This window comes from Streptomyces gossypii, from assembly GCF_025165795.1.
Classification (GTDB): domain Bacteria; phylum Actinomycetota; class Actinomycetes; order Streptomycetales; family Streptomycetaceae; genus Streptomyces; species Streptomyces gossypii.
The window spans coordinates 294811-307815 of sequence record NZ_JAJAGO010000003.1; the positions used below are offsets into that span (position 1 = coordinate 294811).

5 protein-coding genes and 1 pseudogene are annotated in these 13005 nt (G+C 65.3%); 4 read left to right on the plus strand and 2 right to left on the minus strand.

All coding sequences use genetic code 11. The features are described 5' to 3' along the window. Positions 1–449 precede the first annotated feature (449 nt). The 4 genes from LHJ74_RS07830 to LHJ74_RS07845 are packed head-to-tail and all read left to right on the plus strand — an operon-like array spanning position 450 to position 9214. Positions 450–1709, plus strand: a complete 1260-nt coding sequence (locus tag LHJ74_RS07830; protein WP_260216829.1) for a helix-turn-helix domain-containing protein — start codon at positions 450–452, stop codon at positions 1707–1709. A gap of 54 nt (positions 1710–1763) precedes the next feature. After that, positions 1764–3014 carry a restriction endonuclease-related protein gene (locus tag LHJ74_RS07835; protein WP_260216831.1) on the plus strand — a complete coding sequence of 417 codons (1251 nt, stop codon included), beginning with the start codon at positions 1764–1766 and terminating at the stop codon, positions 3012–3014. Further along, positions 3011–6340 carry a hypothetical protein gene (locus LHJ74_RS07840; RefSeq protein WP_260216832.1) on the plus strand — a complete coding sequence of 1110 codons (3330 nt, stop codon included), beginning with the start codon at positions 3011–3013 and terminating at the stop codon, positions 6338–6340. The genes LHJ74_RS07835 and LHJ74_RS07840 overlap by 4 nt, the downstream gene beginning before the upstream one ends. Before the next feature lie 24 nt (positions 6341–6364). Further along, positions 6365–9214: an RNaseH domain-containing protein gene (locus tag LHJ74_RS07845; RefSeq protein WP_260216836.1), complete on the plus strand. Its 2850-nt coding sequence runs from the start codon at positions 6365–6367 to the stop codon at positions 9212–9214. A 267-nt stretch (positions 9215–9481) separates the two neighbouring features. On the opposite strand, the pseudogene LHJ74_RS07850 reads toward LHJ74_RS07845, so the two are convergent. Together LHJ74_RS07850 and LHJ74_RS07855 are read right to left on the minus strand one after the other, a co-directional pair. Then, positions 9482–10661: pseudogene (locus LHJ74_RS07850) on the minus strand (IS3 family transposase). Positions 10662–10887: 226 nt separating this feature from the next. Beyond that, on the minus strand, positions 10888–12765 hold the full coding sequence (locus LHJ74_RS07855) for a restriction endonuclease (RefSeq protein ID WP_260216837.1): 1878 nt from the start codon (positions 12763–12765) through the stop codon (positions 10888–10890). Between the last annotated feature and the right edge of the window lie 240 nt (positions 12766–13005).

The window sequence follows — 13005 nt, forward strand, 5'->3', positions numbered from 1 at the left end:
GCGATGATGCTCCGGCGGGCAGATCGTATCGAGTTCGGGCCGTGGACGAGGCGGATCCGACGGTCAGGATGACCGCGCTCACGCCCTGCAACGTCATTGTGCCGGAGAACTGCAGGCCGAGGACGTAGCCGGTGGGGCCGTGCGGACTAAGGGACACCAAGCGCTCTTGTTGGACGAGGCTCGCGCTCAAAGCCGACCGAGGCCATGGCCACGGCTGCTGCGGTCACGGGCGAGCCGGGGTGCAAGGCGACGAACAACGGGCGACGCGCGACGCCTACGGCTGCTTGGAACGGCGGTCGAGGTCGGTAGTTGTCGTGAATATGGCAGTCGTCTGTCTGCCGGTTGCGTAGGTAGTGCGATACACATTTCCGAAGCCGCTGGTGGACGTCATCATTCTGGTTGGAACGGTGCCATTGCAATGAAGTCTTCATGCGACTTCCATGGAAGGCATGCCATCGCCGTTGCGCACAGTCGATCCGGTACGTCTGGTGGCTCGACGCGTCGAGCTGGGACTCTCCCGCGCCGCCCTAGCCGCCCAAGCTGGCGTTTCAACTCGAATGATCTTCTTCTACGAGGAGGGTCGTCACACCCCCACCTCACGGCGCCTGGAGCAGTTGGCGACCGCGCTCAGATGCAAAGTAGAGGAGCTCACCGGTGGCCCGCGCGGTCAGGAGACGCTGGTCGATCTCAGGTACGCCGCAGGGCTGACCTTGGAGCGCGTCGCCGAACTGCTCAAGACCACGCCAGCGGGGAGGGAGCTGAGCGTGTCCGCGCCGAAGGTCTCCGCGCTGGAGAGCGGGGGGCAGGTCACTGGGCGACTCTGGCAGGACCCCGAGGCGACGGGGCGCCTAATCGGCCCCCTGGCCAGGGCGTACGGCGTTCCGGTGCGCATGGTCCTTGACGCATGGCTGCGAACCAGGCCGGAAGATCCTGCTCCTGTGTTGTCGGACAAAGCCAAGCAGGCACCTTCGAGGGCGGCGCTGGCAACATGGGATGCGTTGAACGAGCGTCAGCAGGTCTACCTAGGAGAGGTCATGCGGGACGACCGGATGACCGCGACCGAGATGTGGATGCGGCGGCTTCAGCGGCTGCCCGTGCCCAAGGCCGCTGAGTGGCGCCGATTGCCCCTGGCCCTGAGGGCCGCACCGTCCGTTGCCGGATACACCCGGTTGCAGGAGCGGCTTCGCCAGCGTGGCGTTCACGATCCCGGTGTGGGTTCGACGGTGCACGCTCTAGAGCGGCGGGGGCTGTTGGTGGTCAGTGAGGATTCCGTTGACCACCCGGCTGTTGGGGAGGTTGGACGCGTGCTGGTGGAGATCACCAGGCGCGGCCGGGCAGCCGCTCGTGCTGGGCTTGGTGAACCGCGCGAGCCGGATCCTGCGCCCCACCTGCTTTCGGAGTGGCTATGGGGCGTCGTTGCCCGTGTTGCTTCCGCAGAGCCTGCTGGCCTGGCGGACGACCAACTAGCCGGCCGCTCACTGTTCTTCATTGGAGTGGGCTACCGGGGCAGGTCCGGAGCACAGCCGAGCCGTGGCTTCGTGGACTCCGTCCCGGTCATGGCACCGGGAGGGACACATGTCTCGGAGTACCGCTGGCGGCTGACCCAGCTCGGCCTACGCCATGTAGCGGAGTACCTGCACGTCTACCGAGATCTCTATCCCAGAGTCAATACCACAGAACTCGAAGCAATCACGGGTAACACGCCGTAGTTCGCGTCTTTTCTCATTGGGTGGCCCGATTGTCAGAGGCGCCACTTACGCTCCATGACTGTGACGAGTTCAACGGAGAACAGCACGCAAGAACTTGGCGATGTCCGGGTTCGCTACCTGGTAACCCGGGCCGCCCTGCGCGCGGCAAAGGCTGTGACTGAGCCCGGACTTGAGCCGCAACAGCGGCTAGCAACCCTGATGGAGTGCCACGGAACGCTGCATGCGGCGCGCGGCCCGGGGATTCCTCTGTCGTTCGGGGAGTTCCGCCACGCGCTCGCGGGGAATTTGGCTGCCCTGCTGCCCGACGGTGTGGATCCGCTGGACTTGGAAGGGATGCTGGTCGTCGACCGGGATGGACAGGTGACGGAGGACGCCTTCGATCTCGATCTTGAGCAGCAGATGCTGCTGCACACGCTGCGGAAGCTCGACACGACCGCGGGAGTGGTGAGCGACAGGGAGCTACAGTCGGAGATCGACCAGGAGACCGCGTTCACGCTGCTGTACAAGCAGGGTGACCAGGCCGTCTATGAAGCCGGGCGGTCGGACCTGATTCGTTCTCCTTCCGGTGCCGTGGACGACCTCTGCGAACTACGGCTGCCCCCGTTGGTCGCGGACTTCTACCGGGAGATTCCCTACAACTCACAGTTCGAGGGTTGGTGGTTCCCGTGCCCGGTATGCCGGTGGCCGATGCGGATCGTCCTACGGAAGAACAGCGGCGCCCTGGTAGGAGCAGTCCGTTGCTGGCACGCTCCGCACGCGGACATGGGGGCCTCCTACCTGTTTCGGCCGACCACGAATACCAGTGCCCCCGAGTTGCTTCCTGAACCGTCGCCGGCGCGGCCGAGTGGCCGTGAGGCAGTCCTGTATCCGGACCTTGGGGACATCCCGCTGGCTGTGCCCGTCGCCGGGCACAAGGCCGTCAGCCGGGGGATTTGGCGGTACACGACCGTTCCCGGGCTTCCTGAACTCTCGCTGTACGACCGGCTGGTTGATCGCGGCCTCAAAGCGAAGCTGTGGCCAGGACTTGATGCCTACGATCTGCTGGTCGAGGCCGGGCCCAAGCGGGCCAAGAAGGTGCCGTTCAAGGTTGACGTGAAGGACTACACCTCAGCGGCGACGCTGGCCAAGCTGATCCATGCCCAGGACGGCGACCGCGGCGGTGCCGAGTGGCTGGTGGTGCCCGACTACCGGGCCCGCCAGGTCCCGCTGCTGTCGGGGGTGTGCGAAAAGTACAGCATGCGGGTGGCGGCGGCCTCCGAATTCGGCGAGATGGTCTGCGAGAAGGCTGGAGTGAGCTGGACATGAGTGATGTGCCGATCGCGGAGACCGCTGTCTACACGGCGCTGGCCCTCGCGGCCCACTACTTTCCCAAGTCTGTCGACGGAGACTCCCGCACTGCGGCCCCGTTCGCCGAGGCGGCATCCCTGGTCTCGGGGAAATACCGGGCTTGGGACCGGTGGAAGGAACTGCCTCACGACGAGAGGCAGCGCATCGCCATGGTCTGCTCCATCGCCCCCGGCGAACTCGCCGACGTCCGCACATTCTCGGTAGCGGCGCGCACCCTGTTGTCGCCGCTCACCGTGGACGGAACCAGCAGCGTCCCGGTGATGGGCCCCTTCGAGCTCGTGGGCACTGACCCCTTCACGGCGGATTCCGCGTTCCCCAGGCTCGGCGGTGATCCTTTGGGCTACGTCGACCGCATGACCAGCCGGTTCCGACGCCCCAGTGCCCGCCCCAAGCCTCCGGAGTTCGCCGGACCGGGGACGTGGCTTACCCGGGAGATCTTCGTCAAGAATGTGGGCCAGGTCCACGGGCGGCTGCAGATCCCCACCTACCCCCAGTTCACCGAGGCGCTCGGCCACGACAGTCTTCCCAGCGTCTCGACCGTGCCGTACCAGGCCGACTTGCGTATCCCCACGCCGGAACTGCTGCGCTTGGCAGAAGAGATCGACCTACGCTTCCCGGAGGGCAAACGCTACCTGCACAGCACTCTCAGGCAGCTGTTCAAGGTCCTGAAGACCTCGGACACGGTGTCCCCCGAGGAGGCTCTGTCGCTGACTGCCGGCGGCATGGAGATCTTCAACGCACCCACCGGTACCGGCAAGAGTGTCCTGGTCCGCGTGATGGCTGCGTGGTTCGCTGCCAACGACCTGCGCATCGCCATCGTCCTGCCTGATATCAAGGCATGTCTGGCCATGACCTGGAATGTGCGCGAAGACCTGGATCACCTGCACCGTTCCGGGATCATCGAGCAGAAGCGTACGTGCGCGCACCTGATGTCGTCCTCCGGGATGCACGACCGCGCTCTCAAGCTCGCCTCGCTGATCAACGAGTCTGTGGACGCACCGGGCGAGTGGGGCGAACGAGCCGAACGTGACGTCGATCCCCTGGCATACGGATGTGCCCAGAGGACGTTCCTCGAATCCACCGGCGACTACCCGCCCGGACGCGAACCGTGCCTGTCGCTGCACCGACAGGGCGTCGGGTCGGCAGCCTGCCCCTGGATCCCCACCTGCGGGAAGTTCACCCCCGTCTACGAGGCGGCCACCGCCAACGTCGTCATCATGAACCACTACGTCTTCATGCAAGGCCACCTGAAGATCGGCATCAACCTGGACGGCCGACCCGTTCGCAGCATGACCGCAGCCGAGTTCGCCTTGCGGACCTGCCACGCGGTGGCGATCGACGAGGTCGACCAGTTCCAGTCCCGAGCCGTGGACAAGTGTGCCAGTGAGATCGTCTTGCACTCACGCCGACACTGGTCGGCAGCGCCCCAGGAGATGGACACCGACGCCAAGCGGCTGCGTATCGACGACGAGCACAGCTTGCTACCTGCCGTCAGCCATGTCCGGCTCATGGCCGAGTTCCTGCTGCTGAGCATCTGCAAGAACGCTCTCAGCCTGCACGCCACCGAGGACGACCGCGCCCAGGCACGCATCCCCGACCAGACCAGCACTCGCTGGCACCTAGCCCGCGGACGAGACCGCACTCTCCTGCGGCTGCTGTGGCCGGAAACCGCAGCGGAGGACAGGGCAGACATCCCCGTCGACTACTTCCAGCGGCTCAACGCGCTCATGCCCGCCCGCTACCAGCGCCTCGACCCGCTCAGCGGGCAGCCGAGCCTGCTTGAACCCGACTGGCACGAGGTCAGGAGCGAGCTCGGCGCGTTGGTGGCGCCCCGTGGCGAACACCTGCTGGATGCAGTCAAGCTCGAACTCCACCGACTCCTCGCGGACGCCGTCAAGGACCCTCACCAGCGGACACAGGCGATCAACCTGCTGGTCACCAGAACCGCAATGATCGAGCTGGACGAGGCGCTCTCGGCTCTCCAGGAGAAGGCCCACGACTACCGCTCCTCCGGTCTGCGCTCGGCCCAGAGGATCTCGAATGACCTGCAGTCCGGCGCCGTCGCCTCCGTTCTGCCACTCGGCATGCTGGGCCGAGCGATCACTGGCTACCGCGTCACCGGTCTGGACGATAAAGAGAAGAACGCCGCCCTGGTCGCCCAGACCATCGCCGGCGACCCGCACACCTTCACCGCCGAACTGGGCGGCATCGTCTCGCTCATCCTGGCCGGCGTCGAGCGGCCGGTGATCGGGCTGTCTGCGACCGCATACTTCCCCCAAGCGGTACGTGAACACCTGCACGCCCCGGTGCGCTGGTGGATGACCGACGCCCAGGCCAAGTCCATCCGGGCCCGTAAGCACCGGATCGACTACGGCGAGGGCCACCCTCTCTTCGGTGACCCCATCAAGGTCTCGGGCACCCACCCCAGCCGTAAGAAGGACGCACTCATCGAGCTGGGCAGCAACCTCTACGACCAGTACATCCACCGCGAGCTCGAACGCACCGCCGTCAAGGACCCGGACCGGGCACACGTCCTGGTTGTCGCCAACTCCTACGAGCAGTGCGCCTGGCTCGCCCGCGGCATCGCCCGGGCCGGGCGCTACGACGGAGGGCTCTGCCTGGCGGTCAGGGCCGAAGACCTCCACAGCCCCAACCCCGAGCTACCGCGGGAGAACGTGGCCGTACGGCTGACCGCCGAGGAGTTCGAGGACTTCCCCCGGCACGGGAAGATCCTGGTCGTGCCGTTGTCGCTGATCGCCCGAGGACTCAACATCGTCAAGGGCACCCGCTCAGCGGTCCGCTCCGTCTACCTGTGCGTGCGCCCCCTCGCCCTGCTCAACGACCCCGCCGAGATGTACGGCAGCATCAACGCCGCTGGACTGCGAGCCCTGTCGACGGGCGGCAGCCCGCTACCCTCGCAGGCCCTGGCTGAGGCCAGGGACGCCGCCTGGGACCGTCTCGCGCTTCTACTACGTACCGCTCCCCAGTTCACGGCAATGCACAAATCCCTCCAGGAGGAAATCGTCGCTGGCATGATTGTCGACCTCATCCAGCTTGCTGGCCGCGCCCGCCGCGGCGGCACCGAAGCCGTTCTGCACATGGTCGACTACGCCTTCCACGAGGACACCTGGAGTGCCGACCTGGAAACCGTCCTCAAGCGCATCCACTCCCAATGGACACCGCAGGTACGGCAGCGCATGAACGACCTGTACGGGGAGGCACTCAACGCCTTCCTCTCCTACGCCGGCATCGAACCCCACGACACCGGCCTCCAGGGCAACTGAGCGAGCAGAGACGGAAGAGGACACGTGACCCAGCAGGACCGTGAACCCGGCAAGTACCTGAACACCCTCGCCTTCCGCTGCACCCCGGAACTGGTCGGCGACGCCGCAGTCCACGTGCGCCACTTCGACGAGGCGACCTGGAAGCTCTGGGACGACTTCGACAGGCTCTGCAAGAAGAAGTTCAGGAACGACGCGGCCCAGGCCCCCTACTCCATCGCCACCACCGTCCTCAACATGACCAGTGGCGGCTACGTCTACTTCGAACCCGACCGCCGCGCCCCGTTCCTCGCCTCCCTCCAACCCCTCGACGACAAGCTGCTCCGCCGTGTGTTCACCCTCGCCTATCACCTCGCCCTGGGCCAGGACGTCAGCACCATCGACCTCACCGCTCCTCCCGAGCTCGCCAAGCGGTTCGCTGGCACCCCCGAACACACGTACTCGCTAGCCGCGTACCTCCAGACCACGAAGAACACTCAGCCCACGGCCCCCAACTGGCTTTACCGCACAGTTGCCTGGCAGCTCTCCCAACAGCTCGCCACCGAGCCTTGGGCCATCTCCGACAGCCGGACCGTCAAGCTGCGGCCCGACACCACCGGCGGCCTGGTCGCCTTCGACGACCCCTGGACGAACGAGCAGGGCGGTCGCTACGCCCTCTCCCGAACGGCCCTCAACCTGAAGACGCTGCCCAACGTCGCGAACCCCGTACTGCTGCTGACATCACGGGTAACCCGGATCTCCTCCTCCCTGGTCTTCTCCAACACCGCCCTCGCTGAGCAGCCCGGCGAGAACCACCCGCTCCTTGAGGTCACCCTCAACGGCCGCGGCGGTGCTCGCACGATCAACCGCCTTGCGCTGCAGGCCCTTGGCCGCCTGGAGATGGACTACTCAGTCCTGCGCGCTATCGATGAGCGGTCGCAGGCGGAGCAGAAGCTGCTCGCCGAGGCGGCAAAGGCAAAAGCGGAGGGAAAGGAGCCGCCCCGCTTCCCCAGCGAGCCCCCCGGCCAGGTGTGGCCCATCCTGCCGAAGAATTTCTCCTTCCCCGTCGGCACCGGTCCCGGCATGCAGCACCTGCGGCTCCTGCACCAGCACTTCACCACGGTCTTCGACACCGATGCCGTGCCGCTGGAGGCACGTGAGGTACGGATGAGCCTGCCGCACCGGCCGACGGACCCCGAGAACATCTCGAAGACGGAATACCTCCGCCGCAAGGCTGAGCGCGAGGCACATCCGGAGCCGAAGACACTGGGTCCGATCCGCAAGCGCGGCACCCTCTTCCCCACGCCGGAAGCCATCTTCGCCTCAGTCGAGGCCGCAGGCTTCAAGAAACTGCGCATCGTCTGCCTCTGGTACCAGGACGACACCCGGCTCCGGATGCTTGACACCTTCTGCAAGAGCTTCGACCTCAACCCCGAAGGGCTCGATCGGGGGAACGGTCAGGAACTCCGGCTGCACGGCGACCAGATCGTCGCGGAGTTCCACCGCGCCCCCGACTTCCTCAAGCCTGGCCCCTCCGGCGGACGCAGGGACGCACTGGCAGCCACCGGTGCACCGATCCGCTCCCAGAACGGGGTGCTTGTCGCGGCATGGTGTGAGACCGAGATTCCCACGTCGGCCGTGGCTGAGGAGTATGCGGGGATCAGTTTGGACGATCTCGACGCCAAGCCGCAGACCAGGAACATCTTCGGAGACCTCGGCGTCCCCAGCCAGTACCTCCGCGGCCAAGACGAGAAGGGTGTCGTCTTCAAGCCCAAGGCCAAGGATCACCCAGCAGAGATGGCCCTTCTCGACCTCTACCGGTCACTCGGCATCGTCGACGACCGCATTGCGCATGCCCTACGGCCGGAGAAAGCGGGTTACCCGGTCGACCGCATCGCACACGTCGGCATCCACGTACGGCAGCAGAACCGGCGCAAGGGGGAGTTCGGCCAGCCCAAGGTCGTCATCACTGCGTCCGCTCTCGTGCCTCCGCAAGCCACCGGTGGCACCTGGACCATGCTCGGGTGGAGCTCTACCCGGCCCGAGTGGCAGCCTTACCACTTCGCCCAGCCGGCCTTCCACGCCAGCGCCTACCCGGAGGGAACGGGCGACAAGAAGACGTACCGGCAGCGCTGGGACGACGCGGCCGAGACCGTCGAACGCGCCCTCGCTGACCTTGCCGACGAACTCGACGGCACTCCGTACGTGGTCACCGTGGACGAGTTGGCCTCCCGACGGATGTGGGACGGGCTGCAGAACATGCGACAGGGAGGCTCGCCAGGTGACGGCAACAGCCGCTACTGGCTCCCCGGCACCACGCTGGACCGCGATGACAGGCCGCAGGCCGTCATCCGCATCAACATCGAAAGCGAAGAAGTACCGCAGCCGGTGAGCACCACCCGTTTTGTCAAGGTCAAGGACAGCGAGCCGGTGGAGCAGGACACGGCGACCACGCTCTACCAGGTCACCACGGACTTCGGCGCACCTGCATGGATCCTCTGCAACGTTCCGCGAGCCTTCGACGGGGACGGGGCGGGCCGGCTGGGCTCGAAGTACACGCGTTGGGATGCCAAGGCATCCGTCTTCTCCGACAAGAAGGAGGAGCGCCGTAAGGGAGAGATGCCGCAGAACTGGTACTCCATGACGGCCAGCGAAATCTATCCGCTCGCCTGCGCTGCTGGAGTGTCCGAGGAAGCCCTCGCCATCACCACGGCGAAGCTCTGCCACCAGAGTCAGTTCTGGGACGGCCGCTCCCGTTTCCCTGTCCCTCTGCACGCCGCGAAGCAGATGGACCTTGACCACCCGCAGTATCGACGCACGGCCGCGCCTGAGGAGAAGCTGAGCCTGGAACTCGGTATCGAGGACGTTACTGCTGAGGGAACCGAGGAGCAGAAGTAATAGGGCTTGCAGGGGGGCGACTTTACCGAGTTCCGCAATACCGCCCTCCTGCGGAACCGTCCCGGCGTACCTGTACTACTTCTCCGGCCTTCACCTATGTGGTGCCCGTGATCTGGATCCGCAGCCTCAACCAGCATGCCGGAGACGCCGCCTCACACGTACTCCCGGAGATGACCCTCGACCAGCTCGACGACGACGTCTCCACGCTCGCCCGCACCTACGTGTGAGGGGCCTCGTGTTTCCCGGACAGGATTCTGACCGTTTACTTCACGCGGCGATTCGCAACTTCTCGTACTCGGCGTGGACTTCGCGCGGAGGACGGTAACCCACCGCCGAGTGGAGGCGTTTGCGATTGTACCAGAATTCGATGTAGCGAGTGATGTCCTGCCGGGCGGCCTCGTGGGTCAGGTAAGTCACCCTTGATACGCGCTCGTTCTTCATGGCACCGAAGAATGATTCGGCCATAGCGTTGTCGAAACAGATTCCGGTGCGGCCGGCAGATCTGCGGAGGCCGAAGCGGTCCAGCGTCCTGCCGAATTCGGCTGACATGTAGTTACTTCCGCGATCCGAGTGAAATATCGCGTCGGCCGAGAGGTTCCTATTCCGTGCCGCGTTGCGGATCGCCCTGGATATCAGTGGGGTTTGGTCGTGGTCGTCCATCGCGTAACCGATGACTTCCTCCGTGCAGCAGTCGATGGCCGTTGCGAGGTACAGCCAGCCTTCCCCGGTCGCGATATAGGTAATGTCACCGACGAGCTTCTCGCCGGGCGCATCCGCGGTGAAGTCGCGGCCGACGAGGTGCGGCACCTGGCTGGCTGCAGCCTGGGTGAGGTTGAACCTCTTCGGCCGTGGCAGGCAGGGCACCAGGCCCAGTTCGCGCATGAGGCGGCGGACGAGCTCCACGCCCGCGGCGACGCCCCAGCGGTGCAGCCGGGCCTGGATGCGCCGGTGTCCGTAGGTGCTGTCGGACATGTCGAAGGCTTTCTCGATGAGCAATTTCAGTTCTTCGCGCCGCTGAGCTGTCGCGGATTCCGGGCGGGATCGCCAGTCGTAGTAGCCGGATCTGGAGACGCCGATTCGGCCGCACATGAACTCGACGCTGTATGCGTACTTCTCGGTGTCGAGCCGCATCTCGTCGATGAACTCGTACTTGCTTACTACCGGGGATCCTTCGCGAAGTACGCTGCAGATTTTTTCAGGAAGGTGACTTTCATCTCCAGCTCGCGGTTACGTCGTTCGAGTTCCTTAGGCGCGCCCGCTCGTTCACCGTCAGTTCCGCATCAGGGGCCGGTTCCTGCTGCTTCTGGTACTTCTTCACCCAGCCGCGTAGCGTCTCCGAGTTCAGCTCAAGTTCCCGGGCGACTTCGGAGATCGTCTTGCTTGACCTCAACGCGATCTGGACGGCTTCCTCGCGGAATTCTGGCGAGTACTTACTGGGTGGCGCCACTTCTCCCTCGTTTCCTTGTTCAGGACAACCCTATTGGGTGCCTGTCCGGAAAATTCGTGGCCCCTCAGACCGGGCGTGGACGCGCGTCGAGACGCCAGTTACGCAGCAGGAGATCAAGCGCCCAGGGCGATATCTGCACTCGGTCTGGGTCAGTCAGGTCCTTATGGACTGACGCATTGCGGCTGGGACTCTGTCTTGTTCGCTCGCAGTGTCGGCCTGCTGGTCTTCACAACAGACCGGCACCCGCCAGGGCTGTAGGCACGGTGGGTGAGGGGTCCTTGAAGACATGCCCGTGTTCGAGGCATTTCAGGAACACGGTGCCCTTGGGGACGCGATCGACATGGAACGTGGACCACGCTCGGCAGGTCGGACAGTCCTGCCCAATCAGGAACGGACGCAGCAGGTGCAGCCTGTGACCAGAGTCGCGCAGGTACAAGCTGCCCTTTTCCAGGTCGTTGCTGGGCACGATCATGGATCGGGTCGGCACTACCGGATGGTCTCCCATAAGTTCGCGGTAGCGCACTACGGCGGTCTTCTCCAAGGAGTCCCAGCCCACGTCGGTGACATGCAGGAGCGGTGAGTCGGCGAGGAAGCGGGCCCTTTCGATCAGCGTGGTCAAGTCCGCGAAGGCTGACTGGAGGGCGGCCGGCAGATCGATCGTGTCCACGTGTCGCAAGTGGGCTTGGTCGTTGCGGCGGTCGTATAGGCGCTGACGGGCGTCAGTGGCGTCTTGGCCGGCGAGCAGGCCGCGGATGTCCTGGAGCGGATGTTCAGCGGGCAGACCACGTAGCTGGCGACTGGTGGCAGCCTCATCCAGAACCGCGACCCAGTCGCCAAAACCGGGTCCGCTGCGACCACCAGAGAGCTTCTCCCTGATCGCCGCCACTGCGCCGAAGCTGATGCCCTCAACTCGTCCGAGTGCGAGGGCGACCTGGGCGACGTAACAGAGCAAGACCTCGGCTGTGTCCAGTACGGCCCCGTAAGCGGCCCGTAGATCACCGGCGCTCCTCCGGGCGTCGGTTTCACGCCACCGGGAGGCGATCGGATAGGGGAAACGTGTGCGCACGGTGTGGCCCAACTGGTCGAGCAGCGATGCCGCCTCTACGCGCAGCCGTAGAGAGCGGCCTCGGTCGATGATCTCCGAGCGTGCCTGGGCCGGGGAACGGTGCGTGAACACCGACTCCAGCAGCGCATCCGCGTCCTTCTGCCATTTTTCGAGTTGCAACCGGGCCGCTTCGAGGTCGTTGACTGCTTGTCCCAGGGCCTCATCGGGCTGGGGTACGGGAAGTGCCAGCAGATTCCTGACCGTGAGGTGAATTCCTGACCTTCCGGCTAGCGTCCGGGCCAGCGGGGTCCGCAAGAACATCACGGCGAACCGTATGCGCTGCTGCTCGATGTCGTTCCTGGGCCGCAGCACGACCGTCGTGTTGGACGCGGCGGCTGGCAGGTCCTGCTCGGTAATCTGGGCTACGACTAGGCCGTGCGGATCACCGAGGTCGTAGATCTCGCGGATCACTAAGTCACCAGGCGCAAGCAGGTGTTCGCGCTGCGCCCGAACCCATCGGGCGCCGTCGGTGGGAGGCGCGACGGTGCCATCGCGCTGCACGTCACGTCCCCCCAATAGCCGGACCGTGCCGGGTTCCGCTTCGTCGCTGATCAGCTCTGCGTGGACTGCTAAATGGATCCGCGGAACTGTGTCGGACAAGTCACTCAAAGCGCTTATGCTGCCAAAGCTTGCCAGGTCTGCGCGCTGCCTGATGACCACAGGGTCGTGGCGCTGGAAGCCTAGGCTCTCTTTCGGCGGGGGCAGCTCACGGATGACGTATCCGTACTGGGTACGTCCCCCTCCACGCGTTAGCAAAGCCTCGAAGTCCTTCACGACGGCGGATTCGTCCTTGCCACGCGGCGTCTGGAAGATCTTGAGGGGAGGCCGGTGGGCAGCCTTGGCGCGCAGGAATGCGGTGGCTACCTGATAGCTGGGGTGGACCCCATTGATCAGTCCGGTGCTGTACAGGAGGAGGAGCGTGTCCCACCGTCCGCTCAGGTCGTGCCTGAGGTCACCCGCTAGAGGGTTGTCCGAAGCCCAGAGCTCCGCGGGAGTCATGACCGCCATCACGCTGTCGCTGCCCGTAGGAGCACAGGCGCGCAATGTATTCGCGTATGGGTGGATTTGACGTCGTCGGCTTGCGCTAGCTGGCGTTGCGTCCCGCCGACCCACCCATGGTGGCAAGAGAAAGATGGGGCCCGACATCAGCAGAGCGCCGGCCTTGGTGCTCAGGGATTCCTCCGATGGTTCCCGGACCACCGGCCACGGTGCGGGAGGTTCGGGAAGGTCCCTGCTGTC

Excerpts from the sequence above, each read along its gene's own strand:
- LHJ74_RS07830 (WP_260216829.1), top strand. The coding sequence starts at position 450 with ATGCCATCGCCGTTGCGCACAGTCGATCCGGTACGTCTGGTGGCTCGA.
- LHJ74_RS07835 (WP_260216831.1), top strand. The coding sequence starts at position 1,764 with ATGACTGTGACGAGTTCAACGGAGAACAGCACGCAAGAACTTGGCGAT.
- LHJ74_RS07840 (WP_260216832.1), top strand. The coding sequence starts at position 3,011 with ATGAGTGATGTGCCGATCGCGGAGACCGCTGTCTACACGGCGCTGGCC.
- LHJ74_RS07855 (WP_260216837.1), bottom strand. The coding sequence starts at position 12,765 with ATGACTCCCGCGGAGCTCTGGGCTTCGGACAACCCTCTAGCGGGTGAC.